The organism is Janthinobacterium sp. PSRC1-1 (assembly GCF_049897525.1).
Taxonomy (GTDB): domain Bacteria; phylum Pseudomonadota; class Gammaproteobacteria; order Burkholderiales; family Burkholderiaceae_D; genus Janthinobacterium; species Janthinobacterium tructae.
Genome location: NZ_JAFCWK010000008.1, coordinates 66,864 through 86,561, shown reverse-complemented (window position 1 = coordinate 86,561; position 19,698 = coordinate 66,864). Strand labels below are relative to the sequence as shown.

At 61.9% G+C, this 19,698-nt stretch carries 19 protein-coding genes; 7 read left to right on the top strand and 12 right to left on the bottom strand.

From position 1 onward, the window contains the following. The first annotated feature begins 40 nt into the window (after positions 1-40). Positions 41-1,120, top strand: a complete 1,080-nt coding sequence (locus ACP7DW_RS18575) for an AI-2E family transporter (protein ID WP_071079418.1) — start codon at positions 41-43, stop codon at positions 1,118-1,120. Here ACP7DW_RS18575 and ACP7DW_RS18570 read toward each other — a convergent pair. From ACP7DW_RS18570 to nhaR, 3 genes are all read right to left on the bottom strand, one after another. Then, the gene (locus ACP7DW_RS18570; RefSeq protein ID WP_298406241.1) at positions 1,117-2,457 is read right to left on the bottom strand and encodes a hemolysin family protein; all 1,341 of its coding nucleotides are present in this window, start codon (positions 2,455-2,457) and stop codon (positions 1,117-1,119) included. The two genes, ACP7DW_RS18575 and ACP7DW_RS18570, sit on opposite strands and share 4 nt — an antisense overlap. 118 nt (positions 2,458-2,575) lie before the next feature. Then, positions 2,576-3,910 carry an MFS transporter gene (locus ACP7DW_RS18565; RefSeq protein WP_426056160.1) on the bottom strand — a complete coding sequence of 445 codons (1,335 nt, stop codon included), beginning with the start codon at positions 3,908-3,910 and terminating at the stop codon, positions 2,576-2,578. A gap of 124 nt (positions 3,911-4,034) precedes the next feature. After that, positions 4,035-4,949, bottom strand: coding sequence for a transcriptional activator NhaR (nhaR, locus tag ACP7DW_RS18560; RefSeq protein ID WP_298406236.1), 915 nt, complete (start codon positions 4,947-4,949; stop codon positions 4,035-4,037). Positions 4,950-5,064: 115 nt separating this feature from the next. Between nhaR and ACP7DW_RS18555 the strand changes: the two genes are divergently transcribed. The 5 genes from ACP7DW_RS18555 (at position 5,065) to ACP7DW_RS18535 (ending at position 8,532) form a co-directional block, all read left to right on the top strand. Further along, complete coding sequence (locus ACP7DW_RS18555; protein WP_071079414.1) at positions 5,065-6,138, top strand: DUF475 domain-containing protein; 1,074 nt, start codon at positions 5,065-5,067, stop codon at positions 6,136-6,138. 131 nt (positions 6,139-6,269) lie between these two features. Continuing rightward, positions 6,270-6,845: a TerD family protein gene (locus ACP7DW_RS18550; RefSeq protein ID WP_071079413.1), complete on the top strand. Its 576-nt coding sequence runs from the start codon at positions 6,270-6,272 to the stop codon at positions 6,843-6,845. A 72-nt stretch (positions 6,846-6,917) separates the two neighbouring features. After that, a complete protein-coding gene (locus ACP7DW_RS18545) occupies positions 6,918-7,613 on the top strand; it encodes a TIGR00266 family protein (RefSeq protein WP_071079412.1) in 696 nt (231 codons plus the stop codon). A 39-nt stretch (positions 7,614-7,652) separates the two neighbouring features. Next, entirely contained in the window at positions 7,653-8,234 is a 582-nt protein-coding gene (locus ACP7DW_RS18540) for a TerD family protein (RefSeq protein ID WP_298406228.1), read from the top strand. A gap of 79 nt (positions 8,235-8,313) precedes the next feature. Then, positions 8,314-8,532: a hypothetical protein gene (locus ACP7DW_RS18535; RefSeq protein ID WP_034784905.1), complete on the top strand. Its 219-nt coding sequence runs from the start codon at positions 8,314-8,316 to the stop codon at positions 8,530-8,532. Between the two features lie 85 nt (positions 8,533-8,617). Here the strand turns inward: ACP7DW_RS18535 and ACP7DW_RS18530 are convergent, their stop codons facing one another. From ACP7DW_RS18530 to ACP7DW_RS18515, 4 genes are all read right to left on the bottom strand, one after another. Then, entirely contained in the window at positions 8,618-10,270 is a 1,653-nt protein-coding gene (locus ACP7DW_RS18530; protein WP_426056161.1) for a patatin-like phospholipase family protein, read from the bottom strand. 72 nt (positions 10,271-10,342) lie between these two features. After that, a complete protein-coding gene (locus ACP7DW_RS18525) occupies positions 10,343-12,667 on the bottom strand; it encodes a CPBP family intramembrane glutamic endopeptidase (RefSeq protein WP_426056162.1) in 2,325 nt (774 codons plus the stop codon). Beyond that, positions 12,664-13,395 carry an ABC transporter ATP-binding protein gene (locus ACP7DW_RS18520; RefSeq protein WP_426056163.1) on the bottom strand — a complete coding sequence of 244 codons (732 nt, stop codon included), beginning with the start codon at positions 13,393-13,395 and terminating at the stop codon, positions 12,664-12,666. The genes ACP7DW_RS18525 and ACP7DW_RS18520 overlap by 4 nt, the downstream gene beginning before the upstream one ends. A gap of 63 nt (positions 13,396-13,458) precedes the next feature. Further along, complete coding sequence (locus ACP7DW_RS18515) at positions 13,459-13,914, bottom strand: hypothetical protein (RefSeq protein WP_426056164.1); 456 nt, start codon at positions 13,912-13,914, stop codon at positions 13,459-13,461. A 178-nt stretch (positions 13,915-14,092) separates the two neighbouring features. Between ACP7DW_RS18515 and ACP7DW_RS18510 the strand changes: the two genes are divergently transcribed. Further along, the gene (locus tag ACP7DW_RS18510) at positions 14,093-14,359 is read left to right on the top strand and encodes a hypothetical protein (RefSeq protein ID WP_071079406.1); all 267 of its coding nucleotides are present in this window, start codon (positions 14,093-14,095) and stop codon (positions 14,357-14,359) included. An 89-nt stretch (positions 14,360-14,448) separates the two neighbouring features. Here ACP7DW_RS18510 and rpoH read toward each other — a convergent pair whose 3' ends face one another. The 5 genes from rpoH to ACP7DW_RS18485 form a co-directional block, all read right to left on the bottom strand. Continuing rightward, on the bottom strand, positions 14,449-15,342 hold the full coding sequence (gene rpoH / locus ACP7DW_RS18505) for an RNA polymerase sigma factor RpoH (RefSeq protein WP_141172941.1): 894 nt from the start codon (positions 15,340-15,342) through the stop codon (positions 14,449-14,451). Between the two features lie 414 nt (positions 15,343-15,756). Beyond that, on the bottom strand, positions 15,757-16,677 hold the full coding sequence (gene ftsX, locus ACP7DW_RS18500) for a permease-like cell division protein FtsX (protein ID WP_141171776.1): 921 nt from the start codon (positions 16,675-16,677) through the stop codon (positions 15,757-15,759). After that, entirely contained in the window at positions 16,674-17,417 is a 744-nt protein-coding gene (locus tag ACP7DW_RS18495) for a cell division ATP-binding protein FtsE (protein ID WP_298406213.1), read from the bottom strand. Before ACP7DW_RS18495 ends, ftsX begins: the two co-directional genes overlap by 4 nt. Before the next feature lie 8 nt (positions 17,418-17,425). Beyond that, entirely contained in the window at positions 17,426-18,484 is a 1,059-nt protein-coding gene (gene ftsY / locus ACP7DW_RS18490; RefSeq protein WP_426056165.1) for a signal recognition particle-docking protein FtsY, read from the bottom strand. Positions 18,485-18,648: 164 nt separating this feature from the next. Next, on the bottom strand, positions 18,649-19,590 hold the full coding sequence (locus ACP7DW_RS18485) for a MerR family transcriptional regulator (protein ID WP_426056166.1): 942 nt from the start codon (positions 19,588-19,590) through the stop codon (positions 18,649-18,651). Positions 19,591-19,698: the final 108 nt, after the last annotated feature.

Genomic DNA, 19,698 nt, shown 5'->3' with positions numbered 1-19,698 from the left:
CGGTCGCGCCCCCGGGCGCCATCTTCAGGATACGCAGTACATGGACAAACGTTTCGAGCCCCACGCCCGCCTGGCAGCCATCATCTTCCTGTTGATCGGCTGCTTTTTCGTCTTGCGGCCTTTCCTGGCCGCCATGCTGTTTGCCGCCTGCGTGGGCATTTCCAGCTGGCCCCTGTACCTGCTGCTGCTCGAGCGCCTGAAAGGCCGGCGCAACTGGGCGGCCGCCATCATGACCCTGTCCCTGGTGCTGGTCATCGTGCTGCCGCTGGCCCTCGTCACCTACAACCTGGCCGACAATGTCTCGCGCATCTATGAACAGTTGCGCACGGCGCTGGAATCGGGCGGCCTGCATCCGCCGGCCTGGCTGGCCAGCATTCCCGTGGTGGGCGAAACCATCGCCGGTTATCTGCAGCGTCTGCTGGAAGACCGCGAGGAATTATTGAATTTGGGTAAAACCATGCTGGAGCCGGCGCGCCATTTCCTCGCTTCCGGCGGCATCTTGCTGGGCACGGGCCTGGCACAGACCAGCCTGGCCGTGTTTGTCAGCTTCTTCCTCTACCGCGACGGCCAGCAGCTGAGCCGCGCCCTGATGACGGGCGCCGGCCGCATCATCGGCGACAGCGCGCCGGGCGTGGGCCTGACCATCAGCCGCACCGTGCGCGGCGTCATGTATGGCTTGCTGGGTACGGCGTTGGCGCAGGCGCTGGTGGCGGTGATCGGCTTTCTGATCGCCGGCGTGCCGGCCGTGGCGCTGCTGGGCGTGGCCACCTTCATCTTTTCGCTGATCCCCGTGGGCCCGCCCCTGATCTGGGGCGGCGCCGCCATTTGGCTGTTCAATGACGGCCAGACGGGCTGGGGCATCTTCATGCTGGTGTGGGGCGCACTGCTGATCAGCGGCGTGGATAACGTGGTCAAACCCATGCTTATCAGCCGCGGCAGCAGCCTGCCGTTTTTGCTGGTGCTGCTGGGCGTGCTGGGCGGCGTGCTGGCCTTCGGCTTCGTCGGCATTTTTATTGGCCCGACCTTGCTGGCGGTGCTGTACAGCCTGCTCCAGACGTGGACGGTGGGCGAGACCACCATGCCGCAGGGCAAAGATACGCTTACCTTGAAAAAAGATTAATCGCGTAAGTCCGCGTCGAGGTCGCGTTCCTGTTTCGGGATCACTTTGATCAGTACGATGCGGGGCCCGTTCATCTTCTTGACGACGATGTCGAAGTCGACAAAGGTGATGCGCTGGCCCTGCTTCGGGATATCCCCCAGCTTGACCATGATCAAGCCGCCCACCGATTCCACGTCGTCCAGTCCCAGTTCCTCGTTTTCGATATCGATGCCGAGGATGCGTTCGAGCGAGAAGATGGGCAGGCTGGCCTTGCCGATCAGGGTGCCGTCGCTTTGCTTGAGCCAATCGTTTTCATTGCGGCGGAATTCGTCGCGGATTTCGCCGACCATGGCGCCGAGCAAGTTATCCAAGGTGATGAAACCCAGCGGGCGCTTGCCCTTCTCGCCGATCAGGGCGAAGTGGGGCGCGCCGTCGCGGAAGCGGCGGAACAGTTCCAGCGCCGGCGTGCGCGCGGAAATGATGTCGACGGGGCGCAAGAACGGCGTGAGCGAGGTGATCTGCTTGCCCGCCTGCTGGGCAAAGAACAGGTCTTTCAGGTGTACCACGCCCAGCACGTCGTCTTCATTCGTGTCGAAATACGGGTAGCGGCTGAAGCGGTTGCGCAGCACCGTGTCGAGGTTTTCTTCCACGGTGTTGGACGCGTACAGGGCGATCACTTCATTGATCGGGCGCATCAGATCCGACACCGTCATTTGTTCGAAATCGAGCGATTGCGCCAGGATGTTGCGCTCGTCGCGCGTAAATTTTTCGCCCGGCTGACTGGTGCGCAGGATCAGTTTCAGCTCATCGGACGAGTAATGCGCATCGTGGCCGCCCTTGCCGGACAGACCCGCCATGCGCAGCACCCAGTTGGCGCTGGCGTTGAGCAGGTAAATGGCCGGGTACATGGCCCAATAGAAACCATACAGGGGAATCGCGCTCCACAGGCCGACGGCTTCCGGGTTGCGGATGGCCATCGATTTGGGTGCCAGTTCGCCCACGACGATGTGCAGGAAGGAAATCACGCTGAAGGCCAGCACGAAGGAAATGCCGTGTATCAGTTCTTGCGAGGTGAGGCCGATGGCGCCGAATACGGGTTCGAGCAGGCCGGCAAAGGCCGGTTCGCCGACCCAGCCCAGGCCCAGCGATGCCAGCGTGATGCCCAGCTGGCAGGCGGACAGGTAGGCGTCCAGCTGGCCATGCACCTTGGCCAGGATGCGGCCCCGTAGTCCCTGCGTCTTGGCGATGGCGCGGATGCGCGTGCGCCGCAAGGTGACAATGCCAAACTCGGCGGCAACAAAAAAACCATTCAGCGCGACCAGGAAAAAGGCTAGCAGGACAAGCAAGACATTGTGCATGGGGTGCAAAAAGATGGGCTGTTAAAACGTCATCTTAAACGACGAAGGGCGGCATAGCCTAATTTTGCCGCGCACGCCGCCATTGCAGGCGCGCGTGCGACGGTTTTTTTACGCTGCTTCAGCCCTTGGCCGCCGTTTGCGATCCGCCGCGCATGGCGAAGACCATGACGGCCGAGACCACCGCCGGGATGGCGACGACGAGGAAAATCGTGCTGTTGGGCCAGTTCAGGCGGATCAGCTCGCCACCGAGCACGGGGCCGATGATGGAGCCGATGCGCCCGATGCCCAGGCTCCAGCCGATGCCCGTCGAGCGCAAGGTGGTCGGGTAGTAGCTGGCCGCCAGAGCGTTGACGGCCGGCTGGCCGCCCACCACGCAAAAGCCCGCGATGAAGATCGTGATGAAGAGGAAGGCCAGCGACACGTCGGGACGGCCGATCAGGGCAATGGCGACGGCGGCAACGAGGAAGCACGGCAGCAGGATGCGGCGGAAGCTGGAGCGGTCGATCAGCTGGCCCATGACGAGGGTGCCGATGGTGCCGCCCACTTGCAGGGCCGTGCCGGCCAGCACGGCGTTGGCCGTGGACAGGCCCGCTTCCTTGGCAATCGTCGGCAGCCAGTTGGAGAGGAAATATAAATTGAGCAAGTTCATGAAGTTGATGACCCACAACAAGATCGTCATCTTCGCGCGGCCGTCCGTAAACAATTGCAGCACGGGCGCGCCCTTGTGTTCCTTTTCATGCACGACGTATTGCGTGTCGGCCGTGATGGTCACTGTCGGGTCGATGCGTTTGAGCCACTTGGCGACTTTATCCAGCTTGCGTTTCTTGAGCACCAGGAATTGCATCGATTCCGGCAGCAGGAAGAACATCAGCACGCCGATCACCAGCGGCACCACGCCGCCCACGTAAAACACGGATTGCCAGCCGAAGGCGGGAATCAGCGCGGCGGACAGCAGCCCACCGAGTACGGCGCCCAGCGTAAAGCCGCACGATACCAGCATCATCAGGGTGACTTTCTTGCGCAGGGGGCTGTATTCGCCGGCCAGCGCCATGGCGTTCGGCATCACGGCGCCCAGGCCCAGGCCCGTGATGAAACGGATCAGCTGCAATTGCTCGATGTTCGTCGCCAGCGGCGTGACCAGCATGCACAGCGAAAAGAAGATGGTCGAGCCGATCAGCACGGGGCGGCGGCCGAACTTGTCGGCCGTGATGCTGAAGACGAGCGAGCCGACCAGCATGCCGAGCAGGCCCGCGCCAAACACGGGACCCAGGTTGGCCTTGCTGACGTGCCAGTCGGCGATGATGGCGGGCGCCACATAGCCCATCGCCTGTACATCGAAGCCATCCATGATGACGCATAGCCCGCACAGTATCAGCATGCCGATCTGGAAGGAGCCGATCTTGTTGTTATTGATGAGATCGGGAATATCGATCGTCTTGCCTGCCGTGGACATGGTGCCGCTCCTGTTTTTTTATGGTGGTCGCGCCCTTCCGGCGAGGGACAGGCGCGTGTTTGTCTCAGGCTTCATTACAATCGCTTTTGATTGATTATTCAAACGTTATTTTCGAATGGATTTATCAGGTTTCCTTGTGAATCTTCGGGTGACTCTGGATGGCCGCCAGGATCACGTCCAGCGCCGGGTGCATGATCTTGCGCTCGTTCGAAATCACATAAAACTGTTCGCGCAGGGACGAGGCGTCACCCACCAGCACGGCGCCGAATTGCTCCTCGATATCGGCCGCCAGGCTGGCGGACGCGAAAAACAGGCCCAGGCCCTTGCGGCCAAACGCGTTGAGCATGGCGTTATCCTCGAATTCACCGACCACGTCGGGGCGCACGCCTTGCTGCACCATCCATTCGTCGATGCGCCCGCGCAGGGCGTTATTGCGCGCGGGCAGTAAAAAAGGGGCGCCGTGCAGGCTGTGCGGGAAATTGTCGCGGTATTGTTCGGCCAGCGCGGGGATGGCGAACAGCTTCATGGCGCTCTCTCCCCACAGGTGGCTGGAGACGCGCAGGCTGGCGCCGGCCGGCACGGCGCGGTCCGTCAACACCAGGTCCAGCTTGTGCAGGGCCAGGTCGGCCAGCAGGGACTCGAATTCATTTTCCAGGCACACCAGCTTGACGGGCTTGTCCAGGCTGCGCGTGGCGTCGAGCATGCGGTACGCCATCAGTTTCGGCAAGGAATCGGAAATGCCCACCGTCAGGCGCATCTTTTCCGCATCCGTGTCGGCCAGCGCTTCCTGCATCTGTTCGCCCAGCAAAAAAATCTGGTCCGCGTAGCCGAGCGCCAGCCGGCCCGCTTCCGTCGGCACCAGGCGCCGTCCCTGCGGCTGCAGCAGCGACTTGCCCAGTTCCTTTTCCAGCAGGGCCAGCTGGGTGCTGATGGTTTGCACGGCCAGTCCCAGGCGTTCGGCCGCGCGCGTCACGCCGCCTTCCTTGGCGACCACCCAAAAGAAGTACAAATGGCGGTAATTGAAACCGGTGGTTTTCATCGCATGGTCCTATCTTCTGTTTTTACGAAGTAATACTTCCATTATCTTCTATTTTTAAATGTGTCACATGTCCTTATACTACGTTCCATTGAATTTGGATAACGGGGAACTATCGATGAAACATTTCAGAGTGTCATTTCTAGTGACATTTATCTGCCTGGGCATTTCCGCCTGGTGGGGTTACACGCACGGTGGCGTGTCGACCATGCTGTCGGCATTGGGCATCGCGGTGATCCTGAGCGTGATGGAAGTCTCGCTGTCGTTTGACAACGCGGTGGTCAATGCCTCGGTGCTGAAGAACTGGGACAAGTTCTGGCAGAACCTGTTCTTGGGCGTGGGCATCATCATCGCCGTGTTCGGCATGCGTCTGCTGTTCCCGCTGGTCATCGTGGCGCAAGCGGCCGACCTGGGCTTGCTGGAAGTATGGAATCTGGCCCTGAGCAATCCGGAACAGTATTCGATGCACCTGACGAATCACCACGCGGAAGTGGCGGCTTTCGGCGGCATCTTCCTGCTGCTGGTGTTCCTGAACTTCCTGCTGGACTCGGAAAAAGAAACGCATTGGCTGGGCCGTATTGAAGAAAAACTGGGCGCGCTGGGCAAGATCTCGTCGATTTCCGTGATGGTCGCGCTCGGTACCCTGATGGCCAGCCTGTCGATGATCGACGAAGGCCAGAAACTGGTGGTATTGACGGCCGGCCTGTGGGGTATTTTGACCTACGTGGGCGTCGATGTGATCAGCGGCTTGCTGGAAGGCGATAACGGCGACGGCAACATGGGCGACATCATCAAGCGCGGCGGTATCGGCGGCTTCCTGTACCTGGAAGTGCTCGATGCATCGTTCAGCTTTGACGGCGTGATCGGCGCGTTTGCCATCACCAAGGATGTCGTGATCATCATGCTGGGCCTGGCAATCGGCGCGATGTTCGTGCGTTCGATGACGGTGTTCCTGGTGCGCAAGGGCACGCTCGACGAGTTCGTTTATCTGGAGCACGGCGCGCACTATGCGATCGGTATCCTGGCCGTGATCATGTTGGTCAGCATGAAGTTCCACATTCCCGAGATCTTCACGGGTCTGATCGGGGTGGCCTTCATTCTCGCCTCGCTGTGGTCGTCGATCCGCTACAAGCGCAGGATGGCCCTCGAAGAAGGCCAGACGCAAGCGCTGGAGCCGGTCAAGGCAGTGTAAAGAATGCGCGACAAACGACTACACCCGTTTGTCGGCAAGTTGTAGCAAGCGTCGCCGCCGGCCTGGGGAGTCAGGCCGGTGGAGGGCGCCAGGTGTTTGGTCATACACAACCCACATAGGAGAAATACATCATGGCAATCAGTCTGCAAAAAGGCGGCAACGTCAACCTGAGCAAAGAAGCCCCTGGCATTTCGAAGATGATCATCGGCCTGGGCTGGGATGCCCGCGCCACCGACGGCGCCGCATTCGACATCGACGGTTCGATCTTCCTGCTGAAGGCCGACGGCAAGGTTCGCGCCGACGTCGACATGATTTTTTACAACAACCTGAAATCGAGCGACGGTTCCGTCACCCACTCGGGTGACAACACCACCGGCGCTGGCGATGGCGATGATGAAACCGTCATCGTCGACCTGGCCACGGTGCCGGCCGAGATCGACAAGATCGCCGTCTGCGTGACGATTCACGATGCCGAAGCGCGCAAGCAAAACTTTGGTATGGTATCGAAGGCGTACGTGCGTTGCGTGAATGCCAACGGCAACACGGAAATCGCCCGCTTCGACCTGTCGGAAGACGGTTCGGCGGAAACGGCCATGGTCTTCGGTGAAATCTACCGCAATGGCGCCGATTGGAAATTCAAGGCCATCGGCCAGGGATATAAAGGCGGCCTGGGCCCACTCGCCGCGTCGTTCGGCGTCGGCGTATAAGTTGTAAATAATCAAGGCGGTCCGCGCTGCGGGCCGCCCCCATCATTACCTAGTTGAGGAAGGAATAGTCAGATGCCAGTTTTTAGTATTACCGGGGACGTCGACCCGTTCCTGCATGTGTCGCTTGCCAAGGGCGAGAAGATTTATTGCGAATCCAACGCGATGGTGATGATGGAAACCAATCTTGAGCTGAAAGGCAAGATGACTGGCGGCATAGGCGCCGCGCTGATGCGCACCTTTGCCAACGGGGAATCGTTCTTTCAGCAGCATATCGAGGCCATGCGGGGCGACGGCGACTGTCTGCTGTCGCCTACCTTGCCCGGCGCGATGCGGGTGCTGGATGTGGGCGCCCAGCAATACATGATCAGCGATGGCGCCTTCGTGGCGGCCAGTGCTGGCGTGGAATTGAAGGTGCGCACGCAAAGCCTTGGCAATGCGCTGTTTGCCCAGAGCGGTGGTTTTTTCATCACCGAGACGGCAGGCAGCGGCCAGTTGGCGGTCTCCGGTTTTGGCGCGATGTCGATACTGGAAGTGACGCCTGGCAAGGACGTGGTGATCGATAACTCGCACGTCGTGTGCTGGGATAACCGCCTGCAATACGAAATTTCCATGACGACCGGCAGCAGCGGCGGCTTTCTGGGCAATTTGATCAATAGCCAGACCAGCGGCGAGGGCGTCGTGCTGAAGTTCTCAGGCACGGGAAAAATCCTCGTGTGCTCGCGTAACCGCGCAGCCTTCCTCGCCTGGACCCAAAGCAAGCCGGCGTAACTAACATTTGATGTAACCAAGCAAACAGGAGCTATGCGTATGTCTGTCAATTTGAGCAAAGGCCAGAAGATTTCTCTGGATAAAGAAGCTGGTGCCACCCTGACCCGTATCACCATGGGCCTGGGCTGGGATGCGGTCAAGACCAAGGGTTTCCTCGGTTTCGGTTCGAAGACCGAAGCCGTCGACCTGGACGCCTCGTGCGTCATGTTCGATGAAAACAAGGGAACGTCCGACATCGTCTGGTTCCGCCAGCTGAAAAGCAAGGACGGCAGTGTCGTTCACACGGGCGACAACCGCACGGGCGCGGGCGATGGCGACGACGAACAGATCAATGTCGATCTGTCGAAAGTGCCGGCGCACGTGAAAAGCCTGGTCTTCACCGTCAACAGCTTTACTGGCCAGAATTTCTCGCAGGTGGAAAACGCCTATTGCCGCATCTTGAATGCCAGCAATAACCAGGAAGTCGCGCGTTTCAACCTGTCTGTGCAAGGTTCCCACACGGCACAGATCATGGCCAGGCTGTACCGCCATAACGGCGAATGGAAGATGCACGCCATCGGAGAAAACGGCAACGGTCGCACGTTTGACGACTTGATGCCGCAGATTACCGTGCATCTATAAGGAGCAGTACGCAGCGGGCGGGGGACGGACCGGATACCGGCCCTTGTCCGCTGCTCTAAGTTTAGGAGAGTATGTCGTGATGCGATTGCTGATAGCCTTGCTACTTCCGTGTCTCACGTTTTTCATGCTGGGGCGCCCGCTGGCCGGTGCCGCCGCCTTGATCTTGCAGTGCACTGTGATCGGCTGGGCGCCGGCGGCCCTGTGGGCCCTGTACACGGTGAACCAGCATAAAACGGAGCAGGAACTGGAAGGTGCGTTAAGCCGCAGCTACATGCGCAGGCGTAGTCGCTTGATTTAAGGTCGATTGATCTAAATCAGCCGGGCGCTTGGAATCCTTGCGCTAAAGCCCGCACGAGCGATCGTGCGGGCTTTTTTGTGCGCGCTCACTTCTTGCAGCGTATCGGCACGTTCACGGAATTGCCGTCCGAACTTAAGTTGCGGTACTGTAAATCTTCACTTTCGATGGCGAAGCGGGGCACGGCGTGCACATAGCGCTGCTTGCAGACGGTGTCGTCATTGATCAGCTGGCCCGCCAGCATGTAGTCGCACAGGGCGAAGCGCGATTCTTCGTCGTCGAGGATCAGCACGCGCGCGGCGCTGTACAGGGCCGCTTGCAGGACGTCCGGGCTGCAATTTTCCGGCCCCGTCAGTTTTAAATGGGTCTTCGTTTGCGTGGCCAGGCGCTGCAGCTTGACGAGGGCGGCGCGTTCTACCTTGCGCGCGCCATCGACTTGCGCATCGCCGCTGGACAGGCGCAGCGCCAGCGAGGCGATCTGGTCAATGGAAATATGCCAGGCAAAGCCTTCGAGCCGCGTGCGGATCTGGCCCGGCAAGGGATCGGCCGCATCGACTTCGCAGCGGTATTGGCCCAGATGGGGCCGGCACAGCACGGGAATGGCAAAGGCCGAGGTGCGCTTGCCCTTGACGAATTTCTGGCTCAGGTCGCCGAAGTTTTCATGCGTGATGGTATCGAAGCGGGCTTGCCCAAAGCCCATCTTGACGAGGTTTTCCTTGCGCTGGCGCGAAAACAGGGCGTCGACGGCGTCGTAGATATTCTTGTTGAAGATGCGGTCCAGCGGCTGGCGCTCGTCCGACATCTTTTCAAACACGGCGCTGGAATTGGGCGCGTTGGCATCGATGGCAATGAGGATGAAGGGCTTGCTGTTCAGGCGCGGCGGCACGACGGCCATGTCGTTGCCATACAGTTGCGTCAGGGCTACGTCCCACAGGGTTTCGACGCCCAGGTTGTCGGCCGCGCCGCCGTCGAACAGGTGCACGTAGGACGGCGATTCGCGCGATTCGGAACCGAGTTCTGGCACGAAACTGTTTTTTGGGCGGAAACGCTCGAAGGTGACGGAATCGAACACGCCGGGAAAGGCGGCCGAGGTGGCCACGGCCGTGGCCAGGCGGATATCCTGGATCGGCGAATGCAGGGTGCCGTAAAAATACTCATAGGAAAACACCACGCGCTTGCCGCCATCGGTGGCGTCCGTCGCGTTGGCCAGGAAGATGGGGCCGTCGTGCGGCAAGTCCTGGTAGGTTTTCTTGTCGTACAGCACATCGTCCAGCACGTCGGACAGGAACGAGGTGCGCGTCTTGTTCGTCAACAACATCGTCGTCAGGTTGGCCGGTTTCAAGATGGTCTGGCCAAAGAAATCCGTTTTCAGTTTGCTGCGCAGCAAGGGCCAGTCCGTCTGCTTGCCATGCAGCGCATAGTAGCCGCCCGCGATGGCGCCGCCCGACACGCCGGAGATGGCCGAGGCGCCGCTGACGAGGCCGAACTCTTCCAGCTGCTCCAGCGAGGCGGCCGAGAAATTGGCGGCGCGGCTGCCGCCGCCGGACAGGGCGATGCCGATGAAGTGGTCGCTGGGCATGGGATTCTGGATGCGCGCCTTGGGCGCGTCGATGCGCAGGCGCGGGGTTTCCTGCACGGCAAACGTGCGGTTTTCGATGCCGCTGTTGGGGCGCAGGGCGAGTACCGTGCAGCCGCTCAGCAGTGCAGCGAGGATAAAGGGGGCGAACAAGCGTGGATGCATGCGTGATCTGTGCGTAGTCATTGGTTGGGATACGGACGGAAACGTGTGCGATTCTAGCAAACCGGGCAATAATCACCTATTCATCTGATAGCCGAGCATGGCGGCGCTATACAGCGCGTGCGTGAGCATGGGGGCCAGCAGCGCGCCGCTGCGCTCATAGGCATAGCCCGTGCACAGGCCCAGCACGAAGACGGGCAGCATGGCGGCAGGCGGATGCACGATGGCAAACAGCGCGGCGGCGATGCCGATCGCCTGCCAGGCCGGCAGCGAACGGCGCAAGCCACCCTGCAGCAAGCCGCGGAAGAGGAATTCCTCGCACAGGGGGGCGGCCAGCACGCCCGCGGCAAGCAGCCACAGCCCGTTCCACGACAGAACATCCGGCAGCGGCGCGGCAGGCGGCGACAGGGCTGCGTAGCCGATGCCGGACAGCACCGCCATGGCTGCACCTGTCGCACCCCGGCGCCACGGCTGGCGGCCCTGTCCGATGTGCGGCACGCCGGCCGTCCTGGCGCGCCAATAGACGAGGCGCAGCAGCGCATACGTGAGCGCGCCAGCCGCGCCGGAGGCGATGGCCGCTTGGGCCAGCGGCGCCACACTGGTCGCCTTGAGCAGGATCAAGGCCAGTGTCTGCAGCATAAAGAACAGCATGGCGGCGATCAAGCCGTCCGAGGCCGACACGCGGGCCGGCGGCGAGGCGGCCGGATCGAGCAGGTAGGGCAGCTCGTCGCGCGCCTTTTGCCACAGTGCCAGGGCCAGCGCCACCGTCAGCACGACAAACACCAGTTGCTGCGCCACGCTGCCGGCGGCCAGCGCGGCGAGGTACAAGCCGGTCAGCAGCAAATACAGATACATATACGTGGGGCGTATCTTCGCCGTCGCTTCGCTGGCCAGCGGATCGCTGGCGAACACCCCCAGCGCCACGGCGATCATCGCATACAGAGGAATGCCGGCCAGGGCCAGCAGCATCAGGCCCGCCGTCTGCCACGACCAGGCGGGCAACCAGGCCAGCGCCACGCCGAACAGGATCAAAGGATACAGCAGGGCCAGCACGGCCCACAGCTGCGCCTTTTGCCGCAGCGCCTGCTCAACGGAAACGGGAAATGTGTATAGCAGCCACAGCGCGCCGCCTTCCTTGTTCAGGGTCTGGAAGGCCGACATCATCAGCACATAGCTGCCGAGGAAAAAGCCGGTCGATGCCAGCAGGGCGGGGCTGGCCAGCAGCGCGTGCAGGTCGCGTGCCTGGCCCGAAAAAAAAGACTGGCCGCCGAGGATCAGCAAGGGCATCAGCAGGGTTTGCACGAGAAAATTGCGGTCGCGCATCAGCAGGGTCAATTCGCGGCGCTGTATCACCGTGCCGATGCGGGCACGCCACTGGCCAGCGGGTAGCGCCGCCGGGGAACGCTTGCGGCTGGCTTCGCGCTGGCCCGCGCCCACCACGCCGTGGCGCAACTGGCGGCGCAGCATCGCCATGCCCAGCCACATCAACAGCAGCACTTGCGCCAGCAGCAGGCAGGCCGGCAACAGCGCGGCCGCCAGGCTGGCGGCATTGAGCACGCGCACCAGCAGGCCGGGCGGCGTCCAGCCGCTCCAGGCCGGCATGGCCGCGGCCCAGCCATGGGCAAAGCCGCCCGCGCCCATGCCGAAGGACATGCCCATATACATGGGAAATACCCCGGCCACCGAGAGCAGTGCCTGCAGGTTGCCCAGTCGGGCCGGACTGAGCGACAGGCGCAAGCCCGTATCGACCAGGGTGCGCAGCATGGCGGCCAGGGCCAGCAGGAGCAGGCTGGCCGCCAGCCCGGACAGCGGAGAAAACCAGCCCTGGCCCGAATACCAGGCGATCATGGTGGTGCTGGGCCACAAGGCCAGCAGGCCGGCCGGATTGACGACCGTGCGTTCGAGCACCCGCGCCCATAGCAGCGTGGCTTTGTCGACCGGCAAGGTGACCAGCCATTCCAGATCCCAGTCCGGTTTCGACAGCTCGCCCATGCCTAGCGGCAACAACACGCTGACCAGCCACAGCAGCATCAATTGCAGGGCCAGGCCGCCTGCCAGCGCCGTACTGAACGGGTGCTCGATCAATTGGGCGATGACGGGCGCCAGCAGGCGTTCGCCCGCCTGCATGCTGCCTTGCGCCTGGCAGGCGGCCACCTGGTCCAGCAGGCAATGCATGTTGAGCACGCCATGGCGCGCGATCGTGCCGAAGGAAAACAGCATGGGCAGGAACAGCAGCACGCCCAGCAGCCAGCGGCCCCGTTTCTTGCCCGGCGTGGCGGGGCGGCCCTGCCCGGTCTTCTTGAAGGCCAGTCCGTGGCCGCTGACGTTGAGCAGGCGCTGCAGGCGCAAGCGGGTCAGCAGCCAGATGGCGCGCCAGGCGGTGAGCGGCGCCGGCGTCATGCGGCGGCCGTTTCATCGGTCAGCTGCAGGAAGAGTTCTTCCAGGCTGCCGTCGCTGGACAGCTGCCGGCGAATCTCGTCCAGGCTACCCGTGGCCGCCAGCGCGCCGCGGTGGATGATGGCCACGCGGCTGCACAGCTTTTGCGCCATGTCGAGCAAATGCGTGGAAACGAAGATGGTGGTGCCGGCGGCGGCGATGCGCAGCAGCCGTTCCTGTACTTCGCGCGAGGCGCGCGGGTCGAGGCCGTTGATCGGTTCATCGAGGATCAGCACGGCCGGATCGTGGATCAGCGCGCAGGCCAGGCCCAGTTTTTTCTTCATGCCCAGTGAGTAATTGACGGCGAAATCCTCGCCCGCTTCGTCGAGGCCAAATTCCGTCAGCAGGCGCGCGGCGCGGTCGGCCGCTTCCGCGCGCGAAAAACCATGCATTTCGGCGACGAATTGCAGGATTTCGCGGCCCCGCAAGTAATCGTAAAAGATGGGGTTGTCGGGCAGGTAGCCCACCTTGCGCTTGACGGCGGCGCCATCGCGGTGGCAATCGAGGCCATCGACCAGCACGCGGCCGCTGCTGGGAACCAGGATGCCCATCAGCATGCGGATGGTGGTGGTCTTGCCGGCGCCATTCGGCCCCAGGAAGCCGAAGACTTCTCCCTTCCCCACCTGCAAGGTGAGTGGGTGCACGGCGTCGAAGGTGCCGTAGCGCTTGGACAAACCCTGGAATACGATCATCGTGCGTCCTGCAATAATATTAACAATGGCAAGATGATAGCGTACCACCCGGGCCTGGTCGATTTATGGGCGTTCCAGCGCGCCCTGCGTGATCTTCACCTTGACCCGATACGCGGGCGTGGCCGCGTTGAGGGCGGGCGGCGTGGCCGGGTCGACGTCGAGCAGGGTGAACGTCAAATGGTTGACGCTGACGGAACTGGCAGCGCCGGGCATGGAGTCGGACAGGACGATGTCGGTGGCGCCTGCGCTGTTGAGCAGACTGAAACTGTAGCTGACGTAGCCTTTCCACACGCACACGGCGCCCTTGCGGCAGCGGCTGTCGTTGACGCGTTCGAGTTTCAGGGTATCGGTGGCCGTGATGGCGACCTGTTCGCCCGGCGAGAGCACGTGGGTGACGCTGCGCGGCGTGTTTTCCGCGTCGCCGGCGCTGCCGGCCGCGCCGCAGCCAGCCAGCACGGCCAGACAGGCGATGAGCAGGGGCAGCAGCAAGGTACGATAAGAGCGGGTCAGGTGAGGCATGTTTTTCCTTTCAGATAGAGCGTCCCTGGCGTGCTTGTTCACACGTGGGATAAAATGATGGTAACAAAATGATATTTTTTCGGCGCACTATTGGCGCGCTGCCGATGAATTGATGCGCCGGCCACGCGGCGCGCCGATTACTGCGTAGAATGGCTGTTTTGAAAATCAGGAAACAACCATGAAAAAAACTGCCCTGGCGAAAAGCGATGCCAAGAAACTGATGGGAAAGATGAATGTTCCCGGCGCCGGTGCATTCGGTAAGGAAGCGGTCGTCGTCGACCGCCGCGAGCAGCGCAAGCGCGATCAGGCCCTGGGCCTGGTGCCATTCGCCGTCAAACTGAACAGCGATCTGGTGTTGCAATTACAGACCCTGGCCAAGGAACGCGATGCGGATCTGAATGAATTGGTCGCCGAGCTGATCACCAAGGGCTTGGCTGCAGCATAAGGGCTGACAATGTTTATCTGTTGATAAATATCATTTGTAAAACTAAAAGGCGCCTTGCGGCGCCTTTTGCATTGCGGCAGTGCTTGTGCTTACACCCAGGCGGCCAGCGCGCCCTTCATTTTTTTCAACGCCGCCACTTCGATCTGGCGGATGCGTTCGGCCGATACGCCGAACTCTTCTGCCAAAGCGTGCAGGGTGGCGCCGGAACCGTCGTCGTTGGCCAGCCAGCGCGCTTCGATGATGCGGCGCGAACGGGCGTCGAGCTTGCTCAAGGCCGTTTCCAGGCCTTCCGATTGCAGGCGCGTCACTTGTTCCGCTTCCAGCACCTTGGTCGGCTCGCTTTGCTCCGACGACAGGTAGGCGATCGGCGAAAACTTGTCGTCTTCATCGTCGGTCGGCGATTCCAGGGCGATGTCGCGGCCGCTCAAACGCGTTTCCATTTCGATCACTTCTTCGCGTTTCACGTCGAGCAGCTTGGCCAGCGCATCGACTTGCTTCGGCGTCATCGCGTCCAGGCCCGTCTTGTGGCTGCGCAGGTTGAAGAACAGCTTGCGCTGCGCCTTCGTCGTCGCGACCTTGACCAGGCGCCAGTTTTTCAGGATGTACTCGTGCATCTCGGCTTTCACCCAGTGCATCGCGTACGACACCAGACGCACGCCCTGGTCCGGATCGAAGCGTTTCACGGCTTTCATCAAGCCGATATTGCCTTCCTGAATCAGGTCGGCGTGCGGCAAGCCATAGCCCAGATAGCCGCGGGCAATCGAGACCACCAGGCGCAGGTGCGACAGCACCAGCTCTTGCGCGGCGGCCAGGTCATTTTTTTCACGCAGGCGTTTTGCCAGCGAGATTTCTTCATCATGGGTCAACATGGGCAGGCGATTCACGGCCGAAATATAGGCGTCGATATTGCCCAGATTGCCAGTGAACCCGAGGCCCAGCGCATTACTTTTGGTCGGAACCAATGCGGACGTTGCGGACATCATAGTCATGTTTTCTCCCTCGTAGTCTTGCTTTGTTCCAGTTGGCCACGTCACGCGACGTGGTCCGCTTATCTAGTCGTTTTCAGTATTCGGTCTTGCACTTTGCAGATCGCGGTACCATCTTGATCTGGCACCCATGGCGGTTCTGCGTTTGGTATGTCTCTATATTAGCACTCTCTGCTTGAGAGTGCCAATCAGCACATTTAATCGTCCTGATAGCCTAAATACTATGGCGATGTAATGCTTGATAAATGTATATGAACAACGATTGGCGTGGCTCTGCAGGCCGCTTCACGACAACGTAGCTAGTCTACGGCCTCTGGCTGAAGCGAACCTTAAGAATACTTGCTAAATATCAAGATAACAGCATGTGGGGACGCATGGCGGCGCCTGGGGCGCCGCCATGGAAGGGAATGGTCAGTTCAGGCGCGCCAGGTGGCGCTGCACGCAGAGGAAGGCGCCGATCAGGCCCAGGCCGGCGCTGACGGCCAACAAGCCGGCCATCGGCAGCGGCGCCAGCGGCACCAGCTGGAATTCGGACGCATACAGGCGGGCAAACTCGGCAATCGCGGTATTGAGCGGCTGCAAGGCCAGCGCCACGGCGCCCAGCGCCAGCGCACCGGCGCACAGGCCCAGCAGGGCGCCCGTGTAATAGAAGGGGCGGTGGATGAAGGTATCCGTTGCGCCGATCAATTTCGAGATGCTGATTTCATCGCGCTGCTGCATCACCTGCAGGCGGATGGTATTGAAGACGACGGCGATCACGGCCACGCCCAGGGTGATGGCCAGCAGCAGCAGCACCAGGCGCAGCACGCCCAGCAGGGCCGCCAGGCGCTTGACCCAGGCCGAATCGACTTGCGCCGATTCCACGCCTGGCAGGTGGCGCAGCTGCTCCGCCACCGCATCGACATCCTGCGCTTCGCTGGCGCTGCTGAACGCATCGAGTTTCAGCACATAGCTGTCGGGCAAGGGATTGTCGCCCAATGTGCTGAGCACGTCGGCCAGGCCGTTCTTGTTTTTCAGGGTGTCGAGCGCCTGTTCGCGCGGGATGAAGACGATCTTCGCCTTTTGCGCGCCGACGATCTTGCGCATGGCGCCCGCCAGGGCCACGGCTTGCTCGCGCGGCGTGTCGATCTTCAGGAAAACGCTGATTTCCGGGTCGACCGACATCTGTTCCGACATGGGACGCACATTGTCGAGCATGGTCAAGCCGGCGAACGGCAGCGACAGGGCGATGGCGACGACCAGCACGTTCAACAGGAAGCCGCCTGGCGACTTGCGCAAATGGATCAGCGCCGAACCGAGCGCGAAGCGGTGTTGACGGAACCAGCCTCTCATGCCTGTTCTCCCTGCACATCGTCGGGGCCGGGGGAGGGCGCGAAATCGGGATCGGGCGGCGCGAAGACGGGCGCCTGCGTGGCTTTGTCGATGGCGACTAATTGGCCGTTTTTCAGGTGGATCACGCGGGCGGCGGCGTCGAGCATCTGTTCGTCATGGCTGGAAATGAGGCAGGTCACGCCCACCGAGTGAAACGCTTTCAGGGCATCGAGCACCTTGTTGGCGCTGGCGCGGTCCAGGTTGGCCGTCGGCTCGTCGGCCAGGATGATCTGTGGCCGGTTGACGATGGCGCGCGCGATCGACACGCGCTGCTGTTCCCCGCCCGACAGCGACAGCGGGCGCGCCATGGCGCGGTCCAGCAGGCCCACCTTGTCGAGGGCGGCGCGCGCGCGCTGCTCTGCGGCAACTTTATGCGCGCCGACGACGAGCAGCGGCAGCATCACGTTGGCCAGGATGGAGCGGTCGTTCAGTAGTTTTTGCTGCTGGAAGATCAGGCCCATGTTGCGGCGCAAGAACGGCACGCCGGCCGGCTTGATTTTCGCCATGTCCTGGCCATTGACGATCAGCTTGCCCGACGTGGGGCGTTCCATGGCGGCGATCATTTTCAGCAGGGTCGATTTGCCGGCGCCGGACGGGCCGGCCAGGAACACCAGCTCGCCTTTGGCAATGCTCAGCGAAATGTCGCTGAGGGCCACGGCATCGGCGGAGTATTGCTTGGAGACGTGCTGAAATTCAATCATGTATGGGCTTATCCGAGCAGCGCTTCGACAAATTCGGCAGCCACGAAAGGCTGCAAGTCTTCAATTTTCTCACCGATGCCGATGAAATACACGGGCACGGGGCGTACGCGGGCGATCGCCGCCAGCACGCCGCCCTTGGCGGTGCCATCGAGCTTGGTGATCACCAGGCCGCTCAATTGCAGGGCATCGTCGAAGGCTTTCACTTGCGTGAGGGCATTCTGGCCCGTGTTGCCGTCGATGACGAGCAACGTTTCATGCGGCGCGCCTTCCATGCCCTTGCCGATCACGCGCTTGATTTTCTTTAATTCTTCCATCAGGTGCAACTGCGTCGGCAAGCGGCCTGCCGTGTCGACCATCACCACGTCGATGCCGCGCGCTTTTGCCGATTGCACGGAGTCGTAGGCCACGGCGGCCGGGTCGCCCGATTCCTGCGAGATCACGGTGACGTTGTTGCGCTCGCCCCAGACCATCAGCTGCTCGCGCGCGGCGGCGCGGAAGGTGTCGCCCGCGGCCAGCAGCACGGATTGATTGTTCGACTGCATGTGCTTGGCCAGCTTGCCGATGGTGGTGGTCTTGCCGGCGCCATTCACGCCGGAAATCATCATCACCAGCGGCTTGTGACGGCCCAGCTCGAAGCGTTTTTCCAGCGGCGAGAGCAGGTCGATCAGCAGCACTTTCAGCGCGGCCTTGACGGCGGCGGCGTCGAGCAGCTTGTCTTCCTTGACCTTTTTCTTCAATTCCGTGAGCAGGAATTCGGTGGCGTCGATGCCGGCGTCGGACATCAGCAGCGCCGCTTCCAGCTCTTCGTACAGGGCCTCGTCGATCTTCGCGCCGACGAACAGCACGGACAAGGTGTTCGAGGTTTTCGACAGGCCGGCCTTCAGGCGCGTCATCCACGATTTTTTCTCGGGTTCGGCAGTCACGATCACGGGCACGAGCTCGGCTGGCGCGCCGCTCAAGGGCGTGGCGGCAGGCTGCGGTGCAGGCGGCGTGGCGGCGGGAAGGACGAGGGGCTCGGCTGGCGCAGCCTCGGGAGCGGTGGGTTTTTTCTTGAAGAAACTAAACATGGATGTGTGGTGGCGGGTGCTGACCTAAGGCCCGGCGGCGCCGGACACTGTGTTACGGGCTATTCTACCAGAGCGCGCCCGGCGCTTCATGCTTTACTGTTCGATTGGCAACATTGCGCGGCTATCCACGGAGATCGCCGCAGTTGCCGCGCTTTCCAGCCGGATCAGTGGGTTTGCAGGGCCAGTGCCTGATGGCGGCGGCGCCAGTCGGCGATGCTTTCGTCAACTTGCCGCAAGTCCAGCACATGCAGGAACGCCGGCGGCTGCCTGGTCAGCACGGGACTGCGTCCGCCAGCCCACAACTCTATGTCTGGCGGCAAGCTTGCATGCAGCTGCTGCAGGCTGTCGCGCGTCTGCCGTTGCTTGCTGGCGCTGGAAAACGACAGCGCCACGATGTCGGCCCGCTGCGCGCGGGCGGCCGCGACGATGTCCGTCAGCGGCGTTTCCACCCCCAGCGACATGCAATGGGCGCCGGCCGCCGCGCAGAGCGCCTCGGCCATCAGCAGCCCCAGGCCATGCCGCTCCTGTGGCAAGGTACTGAGGACGATACGTGGCGTGCGCGTCGACGGGCTGCTTGCCTGCGGCAGGGAAAAAATGGCATGACGCATCACCGTTTGCAAGGTTTCGCTATACAGATGCTCTTCATAGATGGCCAGGTCGCCGCACGCCCACGCTTCGCCCACCATGCCCGTCAGGGGCGCGATGACGTCGATGGTGAACGCTTTCAAGCCCAGCACGGCCAGCGCGTGGCGCAGGGCGTCGCCCAGTTCCGCCATCTGGTGGTCACGGCACAGGGCCAGGTAGTGTTCGAGCTGGGGTGCCCGGGTTGACGGCGCCGCGCTGCCGGCGTTGGCCAGTTGCTGCAGTTGCACGGTGCTGTGTTGCATGATTTTGCCCGGACGAAATCCGAGGTCCAGCAGGCGCTTGACCATGCGCAACTTGTGCACTTGCTCGGCCGGGTAGCTGCGCTCGCCAAAAGCGTCGCGCTGGGGCTGGGGAAAGGCGTAGCGGCGCTCCCACACGCGCAAGGTTTCCTTGGCCAGTCCGGTATCGCGTTCGACATCGCTGATGCTGAAGGCGGAAGTGGGTTGCAGGTCAGTATCCATACCAGGGTGGCTTTGCTCGCTTGCGGAAGAACGTGGCATGCATTTTACGCTTTCCGCCGCCCCTTACCAAATAGCTGAATCCGATTGGGAATTGCCGACGTATAAGTT